Origin of the sequence: Actinoplanes lobatus (genome assembly GCF_014205215.1) — a bacterium.
GTDB classification, from domain to species: domain Bacteria; phylum Actinomycetota; class Actinomycetes; order Mycobacteriales; family Micromonosporaceae; genus Actinoplanes; species Actinoplanes lobatus.
Genome location: NZ_JACHNC010000001.1, coordinates 2,284,760 through 2,301,074, shown reverse-complemented (window position 1 = coordinate 2,301,074; position 16,315 = coordinate 2,284,760). Strand labels below are relative to the sequence as shown.

The window sequence follows — 16,315 nt, the reverse complement described above, 5'->3', positions numbered from 1 at the left end:
GCGCTCGGTTCACCCTGCCATCACTCGCGGACGACCGCCAGACATCCGGATACACGGAGAACGCCGCCCGGAACCGGACGGCGTTCTCCGATCAGGACGATCAGCCCTGCTGCAGGATGGCCTCGCCCTCGATCTCGATCTTGACCTTCTTGCCGATCATCACGCCACCGGTCTCCAGGGCCATGTTGTAGGTCAGGCCCCAGTCCTCCCGGTCGATCTCGGTGTGCGCGCTGAACCCGAAGAGATGCTGCCCGTACGGGCTGGTGGTGGCGCCCTCGAACTCGACGACGAGCTCGACCGGCCGGGTGATGCCCTTGATGGTGAGCTCGCCGTCGAGGACGAACTCGGCGCCCGCGTGCGACTTCACGCCGGTGCTGCGGTACTCCATCGTCGGGTACTTCTCGGCCTCGAAGAAGTCACCGGTACGCAGGTGATTGTCCCGGTCGACCTGGCCGGTCTCGACGCTGCCGGTCTTGATGGAGGCGACGACCGCGGACTCCAGCGGGTTCTCCGCCACGGTGATGGTGGCGGTCGCCTCGGCGAACTGGCCGCGGACCTTGCTCACCATGAGGTGCTTCACCACGAAGCCGACCCGCTTGTGCGCCGCGTCCAGCTCGTAGGTGCCGGCGGCGGGGATCTGGAGGCCTTCGAACTCACGGGTGCTGACGGTCATGACACTGCCTTCTCTCGAAGCTCGGTCCGGATGCTTGTCTGACGGAGCAACTATATGCGCCGCAATATTCCTCCTGTCAAGTGCCTGCTAGAGTCGAAGCGTGAACACGGACCTGGACGACCCACGCCTCACCGCTGTCGGGCTGCTCGCGGAGGCCTATACGGGCCTGATGAACCGGCTGGCCGCGCAGTTCGAGGAGCACCGCCTCTCCCCGGTGGAGTTCGAGGTGCTGATGAGGCTGGCCCGGTCCCCCGGCAATCACCTGCGGATGACCGATCTGGCCGGGCAGACCACCCTCTCCACGAGCGGTGTCACCCGGGTCGTCGACCGGATGGAGCGCAGCGGGCTGGTCCGCCGTGAGGCGTGCGCGAGCGACCGGCGCAGCTCCTACGCGGTCATCACCGACGAGGGCATGCAGCGGCTCACCGAGGTCCTGCCGGGCCACCTGGAGCTGGTCCAGCGGTGGTATGTCGGGTTGCTTCCCGAGGAGCAGCTGACCCAGCTGCTGGATTCACTGCGCACGGTCCGGGACGCGGTCAACCCGTGCGCGACGGCGGGCAGCACGGAGTCCGCGCTGCCCGCCTGATCGATCACTACAGTCCGAGGCCCCGCGCGATGAGCATGCGCTGCACCTCGGAGGTGCCCTCGCCGACTTCGAGGATCTTGGCGTCCCGGTAGAACCGGCCGACCGCGGACTCGTTCATGAATCCGTAGCCTCCGTGCACCTGGGTGGCGTACCGGCTGTTCTCCATGGCGGCGTTGCTGGCGTTCAGCTTGGCGATCGCGGCGTACCGCTTGAACTCGTCGCCGGCGAGCATCCGGGCGGCGGCGTCGTAGTAGCCGAGCCGGGCCACGTGGGCGCGCATGTCCATGTCCGCGATCAGGAATTGGACGGCCTGGTTGGCGCCGATCGGCCGGCCGAAGGCGGTGCGGTTCCCGGCGTACGTCACCGACTCGTCGACGCAGCCCTGGGCCAGGCCGACCGAGAGCGCGGCGATCGCGATCCGGCCCTCGTCGAGGATGCGCAGGAACTGGGCCAGGCCGCGGCCGCGTTCGCCGAGCAGATTGCCGGCCGGCACCCGGACCTCGTCGAAGGACAGCTCGTGGGTGTCCGACGCACACCAGCCGACCTTCGAGTAGCCCGGCGCCACCGTGAACCCGGGCGTGCCGGACGGAACGATGATGGTCGACAGCTCCTTGCTGCCGTCCGGGTTGGTGCCGGTCACCGCCATCACCGTGACCAGGCAGGTGATATCGGTGCCGGAGTTCGTGATGAACGCCTTGGTCCCGTTGATCACCCATTCGCCGGTGCTCTCGTCGAGCACCGCCCGGGTGGTGGTGCCGGCCGCGTCCGACCCGGTGCCCGGCTCCGTCAGGCCGAAGGCGGCGAGCGCCTCACCGCTGGTCAGCCGGGGGAGCCACTGCTTCTTCTGCTCGTCGGTGCCGTACCGGAAGATCGGCATGGCGCCCAGCGAGACGGCGGCCTCCAGGGTGACGGCGACCGAGCTGTCGACCCGGGCCAGCTCCTCCAGGGCCAGGCAGAGCGCAAAGTAGTCGCCACCCATCCCGCCGTGCTCCTCCGGGAAGGGAAGACCGAAAAGGCCCATCTTCCCCATCTGGCGCACGATCTCGTACGGGAAGGTCTTGTTCTCGTAGTGCTCGGCGATCACCGGCGCGATCTGCTCTTGCGCGAACTGCCGCACGCTGTCGCGCAACTCCGCATACTCATCACCGAGCCGGAAGTCGACCATTGCCCCACCCTTAACGCTCGTTAGGCTTAACGGACGTTAGGTTATCTCACCGTTCGGGAAGCGGCAACGACGAACGGGAGTCCCCTGGTTACGGAGACTCCCGTTCGTTTCACTGCTACCGGCGCTGTGGAGGAGCACCGGTCATCGGCGTCACGTGCCGATGCGAGTCGCGCCCGGGACCGGCGCAACCCGGCCTTCCACCACGCGCGGTCAGCGCAGGGTGTCGAGCAGGTCGAGGCCGCCGAAGTTGCCCGCGCCGAGGTCCTTGGTCAGCGCGGAGACCGGGGACTTCTCGTTCTCCCGGCCACCGTTGCCCTTGCCGTACTTGTCCGGGCTGACGTCGTTGTCGTCGGCCGGGCCCTCGAAGTCGTCCTTCGTGTCGGCCGGGAAGTCGTCGCCGCGGTTGCCGCCCTTGTCGTACCCGGCGTTGGCATTGGCCTTGCCGCCCTTGTAGCCCTGGTCGCCACGGACGTCGCCCGGCACGACCTGGTTGCCGGCGCCCTTGACGATGCCGTTGCCCTTGAACTTCGGCCCCCGGTAGCCGGGGTAGTAGTCCCGCGGGCCGTCCGGGCCGAGGTCACCCAGGAACTCGTCGCAGTCGTCCAGGATGTAGTCCGGAACCGGGTAGTACGGCACGTAGTTGTGCACCGGCAGGATCCCGTAGTCCGGGCCCTCGTCGAGGTCACCGGGGAAGAAGCCGCCCGGGTAGCCGTCGCCGGGGAAAACGCCGCCGGGGAGGACGCCACCGCCCGGGAGGACGCCGCCACCGGGGAGAACACCGCCGCCGGGGAAGCCGCCACCAGGGAAGCCGCCACCGGGGAAGCCGCCACCGGGGAAGCCGCCACCGGGGTTCTGACCGCCGCCCGGGTGACCGCCACCCGGGTTGAAGCTGATCGGCTGGCCGCCGCCACCACCGATCTGGTTCGCGCAGACACCGGTCGCGTTCGCGAAGCCGAGCACGCCGATCGCGTTGCCGCACGCGTTGATCGGGATGTTGATCGGCACGGACAACTGGTTGCCGTTCAGGAGACCGTAGTTGTTGCTCGTGACCTGGTCGCCGAAGCCGCCACCGGCAGCGCTGGTGCTCTCGGTGCGCTTGCCGGCCTTCTTGCTCTCCTGCGGGTGGGCCATGCGATAGGTCGGGCCGATCTGGTTCGCGCAGATGCCGCTCGCGGTCGAGCTACCGATCAGCGCGAGGGCGTTGCCACACGCGTTGATCGGGATGTTGATCGGCACGGACACCTGGTTGCCGTTCAGGGCGCCGTAGTTGTTGTAGCTCAGCTGGTCCGGGCTGCTGCCCGCGGGACCGCCGTCCCAGATGCTCTCGGGAGTCCGGGCGGACTCCACCTGGTTGGCGCTGACGCCCTTGGCGGTCGCGTGGCCGGCCACGGCGGCGGCGTTGCCGGACACGTTGACCGGCACGTTCACCGGCACGGCCACCTGGGTGCCGTTCAGAGCGCCGTAGTTGTTGAACGAGCGCTGCTTGGTCCGGCCACCAGCGTTCTCGACCTTGTTGGCGCCGGCTCCGGTCGCCTGCGCCGAGCCGAGGGCGCCCACCGAGTTGCCGACCAGGTTCACCGGCACGGTGATCGGCATGGCGACCTGGGTGCCGTTGGCCGCGCCGAAGTTGTTGAAGGTTGCCTGGTCGACGTCGGCCTGGGCGACCGCGGCCGGGGCCAGCAGGAGGGCGCCGGCGGCCAGGACGCCGACACTCAGAGTCTTACGAACCCAAGTCTTCTTCATCAGAAAAGATTTGCCTTTCGCAAAATGGTCAGCAATTGTTCCCGCGTATTCATTTATTTGGTCCGGAACCACAGTTTTTGGGCGCAGCGGTGCCCTGGCACTATTTCCAAGCCCTGACTCCGCCTGTCGACACGCGCCCGGATATGACGCTTCGATAGCGGTGAAGGTGATGCCCTCAAGTCCTTGACGATTCGCCGCTTGTCCGCAAACGGTTCAGGAATCGCTGTCCGGACGCCCTACGAAGCGCCGGTGGAGGGTTGGCGGAACGCCGCCACTAGTCAGGCGAGACGGTCGGTGCCTCGGCGTCGTTCCGCCGGGCCTCGACGTCGGCCGCTACCGGCAGCTGGTGGTTCGCCACCGCGCCGTTCGCGAGCCGGGCCGGAAGAACGGCTACCGAGCCGGCCTCCGGAGACGCTCCCGAGCCGCCGGCCGGGATGCCGCTGACTGCACCGAGGTTCATGCGCCGTGGCGCGGGCCCGTCATCGGGCACCTCGTCACGGGCGGTCTCCGGCGCCGGCCGGGCGGCCGGGATACGCCGTTGAACGTGGGACCCGAGCTGTGCCCTGGCCTTACCGGCCACGGCTTCAGCCATTTTCGGCTTCGCCTTTCCGGTACGTGTGACGACCGGTTTATCCGGCCGTTTCGTATCCGGTACGGCAGCCGTGACGTCGACGACGGTCACCGGGGCCGCAGCGGCCACCGGCGGTTCCAGCGGAGACTCCACCGGAACAGGTTCGGCCTGCGCCCGGTCGTCCACCGTTCCACCGCTGGCACGCGGGGCAGCGGCCGCCGTTCGCAGCGCCGCGCCGACGGGCTCGCCGTCGATCGCGGGCACCTCGGCCACGATCTCGTCGATCGCCTCCACCCGCATGGACGTCTCCAGCGGCCGGACAGCCGCTTCGAGGAGTTCGCCGACCGTGGGTTCGTTCCCGGTCACCGTCGCTACCTCGGACAACGCGGACCCGAGCAGGTCATCGTGGTCCGCGGCGTGTGCGGCGGAGCCGGTGAGCAGCCAGGCCGCTCCGGCCAGGCCTCCGACGACGAATGCACGCAGGATCCACCGGGATCCGGTACGGCCCGCGCGGCGCTCCGTCCGCCGCTCCGCCCCCTGGCTGTGGGACGGCATGAGCGGGGAGCCGCCGTGGGTGTCTGGCAGAGACCGGCACGTCGCGCGCTCGTCGCGCTCGACCCCCCAGCCCGCCATGATTCACCCCTCGTCGTCACGGTGACCGATTAGCCCTGTTCAGTGCAAACAGGCGGTATTGGCCACTCGGTATTGGTAACGAGGGGAGCGAGCCGGAAGTCACGCGGACAAATCGGAAAAATGATCGCAGGAAAAAGCAGCGAAAATCACACCTGTCCTTAATGTCCGGTCAGAGCGTGGATCGTCGCGTCACGCAGCAGAGCGGCGCGGCGCACCCGGTCCACCTCGCCGCCGAGAAACGGTGTGGAGTTCATCAGACCGAACGCCGCGTGGGCCAGCACCCGGGCCTCGGGGGCGGGCAGTTCGGGGCGGACCCGGGACAGCACCGCCACCCACTCCTCCACATAGAGCCGTTGCAGCTTGCGGATCTGCCGGCGCGGATCCTCCGGCAGCCGGTCCAGCTCGTGCAGATGCAGGGCGATCACCGCGGGGTTGGCCAGAGCGAACTCGACATGGAAGTCGATCAGATCCGCGAGGGCGGCCTCCGCGTCGTCCGGATGCCGGGCGACGCGCTGCTGGCCGCCCTCCAACAGGCTTTCGCTGACCGGGATCAAGGCGGCGGCCAGCATCGCCTCCTTGCCCGCGAAGTGGTGGTACAGAGCCGGGCCGGTGACGCCGGCGGCGGAACCGATGTCGTCCATCGACACGCCGTGATAGCCACGGGAGGCGAACAGGCCCACCGCGATTTCCAGAATCTCCTCGCGGCGCGACCGCCGCCGAGGCGCCGGTGGGGTGGTCCGGTGCCGCTGATCTACCGTCGTCACCTCGCAACTGTAACCCGATGTCAAGTCCGCACTGAACGGTCGTTCAGCCCTGGACAGCCGCCCGCGCCTCGGCGTAGAGGCCGGTGGCCAGCTCCCGGGTGGGCGATTCCGGACTCATCCGCTTCAGTAACTCATCGAGCATCCGCTCGGCCTCCCGGGGTGACCCGGAACGCAGCAGGGCCTCGGCCAGCATGCCCTCCAGCCGGTCGGCGTCGTCCACCGCGCCGATACGGCGCAACGGCTCCACCGCACCTCGCAGGTGGGGCAGCGCCTCGGCATAGCGGCCGCGGCGCATCAGCAGGTTACCCACCTCGAAGGCGAAGGTGGACCGGCCCCAGACGACACCCGGCTGCGTGGCCAGCTCGGCGGGCAGCTCCGCGTACCGTCGCTCGGCGAACCCGATGACCTCCTCGGCCTCCGGCACCTCGTCGGCGTAGTTGAGCGCCATCAGCCGGCGGCGCAGCACCCGCAGCTCGGAGACCAGGTCGCCGGCCTCGTGCAGCGCCTCAGCGGCGGCCCGGAAGGTCAGCGCGGCCTCACTGTCGCGGTCCAGGTCGTACAGCAGCTGACCGGCCTGCTCGCCGACCTGGCCCCGGCCGGCCGGATTGCCCTCCAGCCGCTCGATCAGGTCACGGTAGAGCTGGAGTGCCCGGCTGCTGTCGTCGAGGTCGCGGTAGATCGCGGCCAGCAGGAACCGGGTGTCGAGGGCCGGCTCCTCGGCGCCCAGCCGGTCGAAACCGAGCAGCGCCTCCTCGGCCACCTCGGCGGCCTCCGCCGGGCGCCCGGCCTGCTTGTACGCCTGTGCCAGCTCGTGCCGGACGAAGACGCCACCGCCGTCGCCGTCACCGTCGGCCGCGACCAGCGCGACCACCTCGACGTAGTCGTCGATCGCCTCGTCCGGGCGGTCCAGGTTCATCAGGGCGCGGGCCCGGTGCAGGCGGGACGGCAGCTCGGCGCCGGGCACACCGACCGCGAGCGCCTCGCTGAGCACGGCCACCGTCTCCTCCGGTGACTCACTGAGCTGACCGACGAGCACGGCCGCCTCGGCAGCGGCCCGGGCCGGACCGTGCGCCCGGTAGAACTCCCACGCCAGCCGGGCGGCCGTGAGGGCCTCCTCGCTCCGGTCGGCCAGCGCACGGTTCTGCGCCCGGATCATCGCGTGGTACGCCACCCGCCGCGGCTCACCGATCTCCTCGGCAAAGCGGTCCGATCGGTCACCGGCCTCGTTCGCCTCGTCCATCCGCTGCATAAGTCGGTACATTTGGGACAGACGGATCCACGCGCCCGCCCGGCTGCGCGCGTCGCCGTGGGCGTCGTGGTGCGCGGCATTCGCCTCCACCACGGCCAGCAACTCGTCGGTCGGCTCATCGGCCCAGGCCTCCTGAACAGCCAGCCGGGCCCGTGTCATGCCGGCCTCGCCCGTGTCCCCGGCCTCGGTGAACAGTGCGGCGGCCCGCTCCCAGGCCGACCTGGTCGCCGCGCCGTCGTCGTCCGCTGCCGCGAAACCGCGCAGCAGCCAGAGGCGGGCGGCCGGCGCCGGATCGGCAGGCACCTCGAACCGGGCGCCGAAGGCCTCCAACACCGTCCGGAGGGCGTCCTCACGGTCCTCCAGCCAGTGCTTCTCGGCCAGGTCGATCAACTCCGCGGGCGTCGCCGTCTCCGGCACCTCCACCCGGGGCGTCACCAACCGCTCCGGTTTCGGCGCCACGATCTCCGTCTCCGGCGCCACCGGACGGCGCGCGGTCGGGGAGAGCGGAACGCTCACACCGTACGGTTTCGCCTCCATCACCTCGACCATCAGGCCGCTCTGGTGCCGGGTGCCGTTGCGGGCGTCGAACCGGGCCGCCGTCTCGAGGGTGAACGTCTCCAGCTCACCGGCCAGAGCCGCGGCGGTGACATCCGCCCGGCCGGCCCGGCGGATCAGCGTGTCACCGTGGCCGAGCTCGGTGAGCCGGCGCAGCAGCAGGACCGCCGACGCCGCGAAGTTCATCGCGGCGGCCGGCGACGGCGCCTGGTCCAGCCAGTCGACATGCCGTTGAAGGATCTCCAGGCCACGGTGCTCGTTACCGGTACGCGCGCAGAACCGGATGTGGTCGCCGACGCCCCACAGGTCGGCCAGGTTGTTCCGCTCGATCATGTACGACCGGCGGTGCGCGTCGGCGGCCTCCCGCAGCCGGCCGGTCCGCAGGTAGACCGGCATCAGCTCGCTGAGGATGCTCTGCGGCTGCTCGGAACAGGACAGGTCACCGGCGAGCACCGGGCCGGCCAGTTCGGCGGCCTCCTCGTACCTCTCCTGGTCGGCCAAGTGGTTGACCAGGGTGGTCGGGTCGCAGCCGGCACAGTCGGAGAGAGTGTCGCGGGGCGCGGCCTGCCACTTCCCGAACCACTCCGCCACCTCGCCGGTCCGCCCGACATGCTGCGCCACCAGGTACCGGTGCTTGTAGACCGCCTGCATGCCGTGGCCGGACTCGCGGTACCGCCGCTCCATGTCGTCGAGCACCGCGTAGGTGCGCTCCAGCGGCACCTCCGGGAACTTGGTCAGGGAGTTGACCATGTTCTTGAACAGCCACAGCAGGTTGTGCATCCAGCGCTGGTGGTGCGGCCCCGGGTTGCGATCGAAATCCGCCACGCACCAGGAGAAAGTCGGGAACGCCTTCACCGGCTCGCCGCCGTAGATGTACGCGGTGGTCGCGAAAAGTCGCGCATAGAACCGCAGCGCCGGGTCGTCGGTCGTGTCGACATGCCGGAGAACCTGCTCCACCATGGCGATCTGCGCGGCACCGTACGGCAGGTGCTGCGCCTCGTTGAGCAGCTCCCACAGCTCCTGGGCGGTCTTCATCGGGTCTCCTCCCCGGGGACGGCCCGGTCCAGCAGGCCGAGGAACGACGTGGTGAGCAGTGCGGCGTCGGCCGGGCGGATCGGGTGGTGGCCGAGCAGTAGCGCCTGCCCGTACAACGACTCGACGGCCAGGCCGGCGAGGTCGGCGTCACCCAGTGCGGCGATCCGGCGGATCAGCGGGTTGCGGTGGTTGAGGACCAACTGCGGCCGGTCGGCCGGCACGGTACGGGAGAGCGCGTCCAGCACCCCACCCCACAGGTCGTCGGCCTGATCCCGGCCCGCGGTGAACTCGTCGTGGAAGGCCGCGGCACGGCTCACCAGGTACAGCGCGGGCATGGTGACCGGGTCGAAGGCGCGCACCACGACCTCGCAGCCGAGCCGGTCGAGCCGGCGCTGGGCGGCCGCCAGGAACGGCCGCAGCAACAGCTCGGTCTCCGGGTCCAGGCCGTTGAAGCGGGTGGTCAGATCGGTCGGGTCGAGCCGCTCGGCACGGACCTCCGGATCGGTGGCGGCGAGGCGCTGGATCAGCTCGGCGTCGTACACGTACCCGCCGTTGATCAGGCCCACGTCCTGGGCCGCGGCGACGCCCGCGAGCTGCCGGAACTCGTCGGCGGTGGCGGCGTACCGCAGGACACCGTGCCGGGCCCGGAAGTCGGCGAGGGTGACCTCACCCATGTTGGTCTGCATCGGGTACCACTGCTCGACCAGGCGCAGCATCTCGTCGTCGTGCAGGGCCAGTGCCTTCACGCCGAGGTGGTGGATGCTCAGGAACTCGGCGAGACGGCGCGGGTCGGTCGCCGACAACCGCACCAGCCAGCCGCGGAGCTGGTCGGCGATCGCCTCCCGGGTCTCGGCGAGCATGCCGTCGTCGTAGAGCGCCTCCCGGCTCGCGGTCGGGCGCAGCTCGGTGCTGTCGACCACGCAACGGGCGAAGAAGGCCCACTCGGGCAGCAGGCCCTCGATGCTCTCGGAGAGCAGCATCCGCTTCAGGTAGACCCGGTGGCCGCCGCGGCTCGCCGGGTTGACCGGGGTGGGCAGCACGAACGCGGCGCCGGTGAGCCCGGCGGACGGCACGTTCAGCTCGATCACGTCGAACGGGCGGAACCCGAGAGTGCGCTGCGCATATGCCATACGCGACTCGGGCGGCAGCTCCCAGGGCACGGTGCCGGTGGTGACCGCGCGGCCGTCGACGGACACGGCGACCGGGAGCAGGGAGCCGTAGGTGGTGGCGAGCTCGGCCACCGTCGAACCGGTCAGGAAGTGCTCGGCACCGCGGCGGGGCAGCAGGGTGACCGTGGTGCCCGGCTCGCGGTCGTCGCCGGCACGCACCGCGTAACGGCCGTCCGAGTAACCGGTCCAGAGCACCGGGGCGGCGCCCTCCCGGCGGGTGTGCACCCGGATCTCGTCGGCGACCAGGAAGCAGGAGAGCAGGCCGATGCCGAACTGGCCGAGGAACTCGTGCCGGGCGAAGCCCAGCTCGTCACGCTTCGAGCTGCGGCCGATGGTGGCGAGCAACTCGTGGACCTGCGCCTCGGTGAGGCCGATGCCGTTGTCGTCGATCCGCAGGGTGCCGTCGCCGGTGGTGTCCGAGGAGGCGATCGTCACCACGCCGTCGTGCCCGGGGCCGATCGCCGTGATCGCGTCAACGGCGTTCTGGAGCAGCTCCCGGACATACACGCGGGGGCTCGCGTAGAGGTGATGGCTGAGCAGATCGACGATGCCCCGCAGGTCGACCTGGAACGTGTTGCTCACGGTGCGGCACGGTACCGGTTACCTACGACAAAATCAGACCGATATCGCTCGGTGAGTCGCACTGATCGCGACGGCCCCCGTTGGACCGGCCTCCGGCACGATCCAACGTCGCGATCAGCGCTTCCCACCCACCGGCCGAGCCGTCAGGCAGGGCGTCGCCAACGACGCTGGCGTCGCCCCGGTGTCTCCCTATTGGCGACCAGGAGCGTGACCAGGATCAACGCCAGGGCAATCGGCCAGGAACGCTGGGCCGTGGTCCACACCCCGTCCATCGGGAGCAGCCAGGGCGAGCTGCGATCGGTGAGGAACAGGCTCACCACCAGGACAACCCCCTGCACGGCGGGGCCGATGAGCGCACCGGTCGTGTCGTCCCGGTAGCGGGCGCCGACCGCGGCGGCCGCGACCGGCAACAGCCCGCACACCGCCGCCTGGAGGATCACGAACCCGTGCGGCCAGGTCGCGGCCGGGCCGGCCGCATTCCGGACGGCGAGGCAGAGCAGGGCCCAGACCAGGACGGACGGCACCAGCAGCAGAGCGATCCGCACCCACTGCCGCCGCCATCGCGGCAGCGGACTGATCACTGTGGACGCCATCAGATCCGGCAACGCGAACCCCGCCGCGGCGCCGAGCACGGCCGCCGCGATCCGCAGGTCGATCACGATCATGGCGGGTGGCGGGTCGTTCAGGAGCACCGGGAGCTGGGCCACGACGGCCAGCACCACCGCCGCAGCGAAGGGCCACCACGGCACAGCCCGGATCAGATGCAGGGTCAGGGGCCGGGTCACGTGCAGACCCCACGGTCCTCCGGGGCCATCGTGCCGTCGGCCGGCAAAGCCGGCGGTTCGGTGGGGATCGGCGGCGGCGTAAGGGTCACGCCGAGCCCGGCCAGGGCGGTCGATGACGGGTCGAGCACCTCGGACCAGTGCTCGGCGAGGTAACTCGCCACCCGGTCCTGCGGCATGGCCAGCAGGCTCTCCGCGGCCTGGATCTCGGCCTGCCCGTACCGGGTCCGGGGCAGCGTCCAGCCTTCACCCGGTGCGGCCCGGCCCAGCATCCACAGGCCGACGACCGTCCGGTGCTGGCCCGACGCGTCGCAGGGAAGCCACGTCATGGGCTCGCGGGTGAGGATCCCGATGCCGGCCGACACGTAATCGCGGGCCATCCTGCGCCGTGAGTCCTCGGCCCAGCCTCCGATCCGCCCCCAGCTGTCCGAGATGATCATTTCGGGATAGCCGGGAGTCATCGGCTTCATGTCGTCCATGGCGGCGATCTGCCGGATGGAGGGGCGCCGTGCGCCCGGTGGGAGAAGGGCCGCGACCGGCTCGACGGCGTCTCGCCAGTACTCGATCCACGGCGCGTATCCGGGCAGGGCGCAGTAACGCACCTCGGCATGGACCCGGCAGTCGAGCATCTCCGGGGCGGTCCGGCGCAGCGCCGCCTCCGTGTCGATGAAGTCAGGGGTGATCGCCGCCTCGTGCTGAACGGCGTAGCCGGCGAACACCACGGACACGGCCGCGATCGCCACCGACGCCCGGCGGGCGGCCGGCCAGGACGCCAGGGCGACGACCGAAACCAGCAGGCCGGCGAGGTAGAGCAGATGCCATCCGTGTGGGTAGCGGTATCCGAAGTCCCACTCGACGAAGGTGACCGGCCAGAAGCTGATGTCCGCACTGTCCACGAAGACGAACGGCACCGAGAGGGCCAGGAAGATGGCGACCACGGCGAGCGGCCCGGTCACGGCGGCGGGCAGGAGCCGACCGGCCGCCAGGCCGATCGCCGCCCCGATCGGTGGGATGACGACCACCACGACGGCCGCCCAGGGCTCGAATCGCCCGACCGGCCAGGTCGGCAGCAGGAGCAGCAGGATCGCCGCATAGAGGACGAGCCCGGCGAGGGCCGCGATCGGCACCACCGCGAGCTGCCCGAGACTGCGCCGGCCGGGACCGGTGGGCATCGTGCGCATGGTCTCCACGGTCTGGGCCCGGTGGTCGCGGGCGACCGCCATCTGAGCGGTGATCAGCAATGCGGCGGCCAGCACCACGGCGGCCATGCCGCTGTTCTCGTGGAACGTCTCCCAGGTCGGCAGCCGGGTCCAGGACCAGGCCAGGCCCGAGACGATGGACAACACCAGCCCGGTCCAGAGGAAAGGGCTGCGCCAGACCCGGCGAGCCTCGGCCCGGCCCAGCGCGATGGTCGCCATCCGCGGGGACGGGGCCGGGCGCTCGGTCCGCTCGATGGTGATCGTCACCGGACCACCTCGGCGATCGCCGCCCGGCCCAACAGCATGAGATATCCGTCCTCGATGGACGGCCGGGTCGCCTCGGCGCCGTCCGGCTGCTGCCCGATGGTCCGGTAGAGCCCGTCCGCATTGCGCCAATACGCCGCATTTCCCTGCGGTGGCGACTCGGACAACCACACCTGTCCGTCGGCGACGCCGGCCAGTTCGCGTGGGCTGCCCTCGAAGACCACCCGGCCACCGCTCATCACCACGACCCGCTCGCAGAGCGCCCCGACGTCCTCGGTCTGGTGCGTCGAGAGCAGCACGGTCCGGCGCTCGCCGATGCGTGAGATCAGCGCGCGGAAGAGCATCCGCTGCTCAGGATCGAGGCCGACCGTCGGCTCGTCCAGGATCAACAGCTCCGGGTCGCCGAGCAGCGCCTGGGCGAGGCCGAGCCGCTGCCGCATGCCGCCGGAGAGCTTGCGCACCTTCGTCTTCGCCCGGTCGGTGAGCTCCACCTCGTCGAGCACCCGCCGGACCTCGGCGCGCCGCTGCCGCGTGTCGGTCATCTCCTTCAGCACGGCGACGTAATCGAGCAGGTCGTACGCCGTGAAGTTGGGATAGAGACCCGGATTCTGCGGGAGGTAACCGATCCGGCGCCGCACCTCGGTGCGCTCCGCGGGCACGGCCGGATCGAACCCGCGCACCCGGATCGAACCGCTGTCCGGACCGAGCGCCGTGGCCAGACAGCGCAGCAGGGTGCTCTTGCCCGCGCCGTTCGGCCCCAGCAGGCCGGTCACGCCGACCCCGATCTCCAGGTCGACGCCGTCGAGCGCGGTCAGCGATCCGTACTGTTTGGACACTCCCTGCACGGTGACCGTGGTCATCGGCTCTCCCCCAGGTCGAAGTGGCGTCGCCGCCGGATCAGGACGGCCACGGCGGCGGCCGCCGCGGCGAGGTAGACGAACTGCGCGATCGGGCCGAACACGAGCGGGACGAAGACCTCGGACCGGGCGCCGAGCACCCAGGACACCCCGGTGAGCCAGAGACCGCCGAGCGCGACCGCCGCGGCTTGGAGGGACCAGACCGTGGCCAGCGCGAGCGTGCCGGTGCAGAGCAGCAACGCGGGCAGCAGCCAGGCAGCCGCATACCACCCCGGACCGGGCAGCAGGAGCCCGGCGACGCCGGCCAGCGCCGTGGCGGCGCCGATCACCGAGATCGCCCGCCACAGCACCAGGGCCGGGCCGGCCGACGGTGTGGTCCCGGTGATCTCGTGCATCGGGTCGATGCCCGAACCGTAGGCGCCGGAGACCGCGACCACCGGCAGGACCGGGGCGAGGATCAGGAACAACCGGCTCGCCCCGCCGGTGTCGCCGGCTGCGGCCAGGGAGGCCGCGATCACCGCGAGGACGACGACCGACACCGTGGCGATCAGCCACGACCAGCGCAGCGCCGGGGTCGCGGTGAGCAGCCGGAACCGGTGCTCGGGCAGGCCCACGCGGGTCAGGAACCGCTGGACGGGACCGGCCTGCGGCGCGTGGATGTTGTCGAAGACGATCGACCAGTTGCCGGTCAGCCAGGTGATGTCGACCGGAATCCGGCCGCGGCACGTGGCGCAGGCCGACATGTGCGCCTCCACCGCCATGACCCGGCTCGGATTGAGAACGCCCTGCTCGTACTGCTCGAGAAGCTCCGGGTCGATATGCCACTCGCTCATGTCAGCAGCTCCCTCAACCTGCTCCGGGCCCGCATCAGCCGGGTCTTGGCGGTGCCCTCCGGGATGCCGAGCAGCTTCGCCGCCTCCCGGACGGTGAGCCCGTCCAGCGCGGTGGCCTCGATCAGGTGGCGCAACTCGGGGGACAACCGGTCCAGAGCCGGGCCCAGGGCGCCGTGCTCGACGCCGAGCAGGACCAGCTCCTCGGCGGAGGGTGTGACGGCGGTGTCCGGCAGCTCGCCGGAGCCGCTGCTCAACCAACGGTGCGCCGGACCGCGGAGGGCCGAGACCAGGCGCCGAACGGCGATGGTCCAGAGCCAGGCGGCCGCGTCGGCGTGCATCTCCTCGTAGCGTCGGGCGTCACCCCAGACCGCGACGAACGTGTCCTGGATCGCGGCATCGACCACATCGGCGTCGGCACAGCGCCGGCGAAGCCGGGCTCGCAGCCAGCCGGCATGCCGGTGGTGCAGCAGGCGCAGCGCCGCGGTCTGCCCGTCGGCGATGGCGCGCAGCAGGTCAGCATCGCTGCTCTGCTCGCTGACCGGCGGCACCGGTCGAAGTCTTCTCCGTCGCACATCTGGACTATCGCCGATGGCCGCGGATTTGGTTCACGAGAAAACGGCGCCGCCGTTCGGCAGCGCCGTTTCCGGGTGGATCAGCTGAGGCCGCCGGGCTCCGTGCCCTTGGCGATCGGCGCCCGGACCAGGTTTCCCCACTCGGTCCAGGAACCGTCGTAGTTGCGCACCTGCGGGTAGCCGAGCAGGTGTCGCAGCACGAACCAGGTGTGGCTGGACCGCTCACCGATACGGCAGTAGGCGATGATGTCGTCCGCCGGCTCCAGGCCCAGCTCGTCGCGATAGATCTTGACGAGATCGTCGTGCGACTTGAACGTGCCGTCGTCGTTGGCCGCGGACTTCCACGGCTTGCTCACCGCGCCCGGGATGTGGCCGCCCCGCAGAGCGCCCTCCTGGGGGTACGCCTCCATGTGGGTCAGCTCGCCGGTGTACTCCTGGGGGGAGCGCACGTCGACCAGCGGCCGCCCGCTGGCGATGTGACCCATCACCTGGTCGCGGAAAGCGCGGATCTCGGCGTCGTTACGCACCGGAACCGGGTAGTCGGCGGCCGGGCGGACGGTCTTCTCCCGGGTCACCGAACGGCCCTCGGCCACCCACTTCTGCCGGCCGCCGTCGAGCAGCCGCACGTCGCGGTGGCCGAACAGACCGAAGACCCACAGCGCGTACGCCGCCCACCAGTTGAAGTTGTCGCCGTAGAAGACGATCGTGTCGTCACGGCCGATGCCCTTGGCCGCACAGAGAGCCGCGAAGGCCGCCGGGTCCAGGTAGTCCCGGCTGACCTGGTCGTTCAGCTCCAGGTGCCAGTCGACCTTGACCGCGCCGGGGATGTGGCCGGTGTCGTAGAGCAGCACGTCCTCGTCCGACTCGACGACGACCAGGCCGGGGGTGTCCAGATTCGCGGCGAGCCACTCGGTGGTGACCAATTTGTCGGGATGCGCGTACGCCTGCAGCGCCTGCGCCGGATCGTTCGGTACGGACATGCCTGTCACGCTAGCGCCTGCTGCAACCTGATCGTGCGGGCTTGGCACGGCTGTGAGGGCATGGCTGTCACCGCTCGCCACCGCCACGTGCGGGGGACCAACA

14 protein-coding genes are annotated in these 16,315 nt (G+C 70.5%); 1 reads left to right on the top strand and 13 read right to left on the bottom strand.

Going from position 1 to position 16,315, the window contains the following annotated elements; genetic code table 11:
• Nucleotides 1-100 precede the first annotated feature (100 nt).
• Nucleotides 101-673 carry a YceI family protein gene (locus BJ964_RS10535; protein WP_188120511.1) on the bottom strand — a complete coding sequence of 191 codons (573 nt, stop codon included), beginning with the start codon at nucleotides 671-673 and terminating at the stop codon, nucleotides 101-103.
• A 100-nt stretch (nucleotides 674-773) separates the two neighbouring features.
• Between BJ964_RS10535 and BJ964_RS10530 the strand changes: the two genes are divergently transcribed.
• Complete coding sequence (locus BJ964_RS10530) at nucleotides 774-1,259, top strand: MarR family winged helix-turn-helix transcriptional regulator (protein WP_188120510.1); 486 nt, start codon at nucleotides 774-776, stop codon at nucleotides 1,257-1,259.
• A gap of 7 nt (nucleotides 1,260-1,266) precedes the next feature.
• Here BJ964_RS10530 and BJ964_RS10525 read toward each other — a convergent pair whose 3' ends face one another.
• The 12 genes from BJ964_RS10525 to BJ964_RS10470 all read right to left on the bottom strand — a co-directional run bounded on the left by BJ964_RS10525 (nucleotide 1,267) and on the right by BJ964_RS10470 (nucleotide 16,212).
• Nucleotides 1,267-2,424, bottom strand: a complete 1,158-nt coding sequence (locus BJ964_RS10525; RefSeq protein ID WP_188120509.1) for an acyl-CoA dehydrogenase family protein — start codon at nucleotides 2,422-2,424, stop codon at nucleotides 1,267-1,269.
• Between the two features lie 210 nt (nucleotides 2,425-2,634).
• Nucleotides 2,635-4,167 carry a chaplin gene (locus BJ964_RS10520; protein WP_188120508.1) on the bottom strand — a complete coding sequence of 511 codons (1,533 nt, stop codon included), beginning with the start codon at nucleotides 4,165-4,167 and terminating at the stop codon, nucleotides 2,635-2,637.
• Nucleotides 4,168-4,441: 274 nt separating this feature from the next.
• The gene (locus tag BJ964_RS10515; RefSeq protein WP_188120507.1) at nucleotides 4,442-5,371 is read right to left on the bottom strand and encodes a hypothetical protein; all 930 of its coding nucleotides are present in this window, start codon (nucleotides 5,369-5,371) and stop codon (nucleotides 4,442-4,444) included.
• A 158-nt stretch (nucleotides 5,372-5,529) separates the two neighbouring features.
• On the bottom strand, nucleotides 5,530-6,135 hold the full coding sequence (locus BJ964_RS10510) for a TetR/AcrR family transcriptional regulator (RefSeq protein WP_188120506.1): 606 nt from the start codon (nucleotides 6,133-6,135) through the stop codon (nucleotides 5,530-5,532).
• Nucleotides 6,136-6,178: 43 nt separating this feature from the next.
• Nucleotides 6,179-8,974, bottom strand: coding sequence for a tetratricopeptide repeat protein (locus tag BJ964_RS10505; RefSeq protein WP_188120505.1), 2,796 nt, complete (start codon nucleotides 8,972-8,974; stop codon nucleotides 6,179-6,181).
• Nucleotides 8,971-10,725, bottom strand: coding sequence for an HSP90 family protein (locus BJ964_RS10500; RefSeq protein WP_188120504.1), 1,755 nt, complete (start codon nucleotides 10,723-10,725; stop codon nucleotides 8,971-8,973). Before BJ964_RS10500 ends, BJ964_RS10505 begins: the two co-directional genes overlap by 4 nt.
• A gap of 143 nt (nucleotides 10,726-10,868) precedes the next feature.
• Nucleotides 10,869-11,510: a hypothetical protein gene (locus BJ964_RS10495; protein WP_188120503.1), complete on the bottom strand. Its 642-nt coding sequence runs from the start codon at nucleotides 11,508-11,510 to the stop codon at nucleotides 10,869-10,871.
• Complete coding sequence (locus BJ964_RS10490) at nucleotides 11,507-12,973, bottom strand: hypothetical protein (protein WP_188120502.1); 1,467 nt, start codon at nucleotides 12,971-12,973, stop codon at nucleotides 11,507-11,509. Before BJ964_RS10490 ends, BJ964_RS10495 begins: the two co-directional genes overlap by 4 nt.
• The gene (locus BJ964_RS10485; protein ID WP_188120501.1) at nucleotides 12,970-13,830 is read right to left on the bottom strand and encodes an ABC transporter ATP-binding protein; all 861 of its coding nucleotides are present in this window, start codon (nucleotides 13,828-13,830) and stop codon (nucleotides 12,970-12,972) included. The genes BJ964_RS10490 and BJ964_RS10485 overlap by 4 nt, the downstream gene beginning before the upstream one ends.
• Entirely contained in the window at nucleotides 13,827-14,660 is an 834-nt protein-coding gene (locus tag BJ964_RS10480; RefSeq protein ID WP_188120500.1) for a cupin domain-containing protein, read from the bottom strand. Before BJ964_RS10480 ends, BJ964_RS10485 begins: the two co-directional genes overlap by 4 nt.
• A complete protein-coding gene (locus BJ964_RS10475; RefSeq protein ID WP_203832622.1) occupies nucleotides 14,657-15,208 on the bottom strand; it encodes an RNA polymerase sigma factor in 552 nt (183 codons plus the stop codon). Before BJ964_RS10475 ends, BJ964_RS10480 begins: the two co-directional genes overlap by 4 nt.
• 104 nt (nucleotides 15,209-15,312) lie before the next feature.
• Entirely contained in the window at nucleotides 15,313-16,212 is a 900-nt protein-coding gene (locus BJ964_RS10470) for a sulfurtransferase (RefSeq protein WP_188120498.1), read from the bottom strand.
• Nucleotides 16,213-16,315: the final 103 nt, after the last annotated feature.

What these genes read in the sequence shown, in the direction of transcription:
- BJ964_RS10535 (WP_188120511.1), bottom strand. Translation starts at nt 673, where the DNA reads ATGACCGTCAGCACCCGTGAGTTCGAAGGCCTCCAGATCCCCGCCGCC.
- BJ964_RS10525 (WP_188120509.1), bottom strand. Translation starts at nt 2,424, where the DNA reads ATGGTCGACTTCCGGCTCGGTGATGAGTATGCGGAGTTGCGCGACAGC.
- BJ964_RS10520 (WP_188120508.1), bottom strand. Translation starts at nt 4,167, where the DNA reads ATGAAGAAGACTTGGGTTCGTAAGACTCTGAGTGTCGGCGTCCTGGCC.
- BJ964_RS10515 (WP_188120507.1), bottom strand. Translation starts at nt 5,371, where the DNA reads ATGGCGGGCTGGGGGGTCGAGCGCGACGAGCGCGCGACGTGCCGGTCT.
- BJ964_RS10505 (WP_188120505.1), bottom strand. Translation starts at nt 8,974, where the DNA reads ATGAAGACCGCCCAGGAGCTGTGGGAGCTGCTCAACGAGGCGCAGCAC.
- BJ964_RS10485 (WP_188120501.1), bottom strand. Translation starts at nt 13,830, where the DNA reads ATGACCACGGTCACCGTGCAGGGAGTGTCCAAACAGTACGGATCGCTG.
- BJ964_RS10480 (WP_188120500.1), bottom strand. Translation starts at nt 14,660, where the DNA reads ATGAGCGAGTGGCATATCGACCCGGAGCTTCTCGAGCAGTACGAGCAG.
- BJ964_RS10470 (WP_188120498.1), bottom strand. Translation starts at nt 16,212, where the DNA reads ATGTCCGTACCGAACGATCCGGCGCAGGCGCTGCAGGCGTACGCGCAT.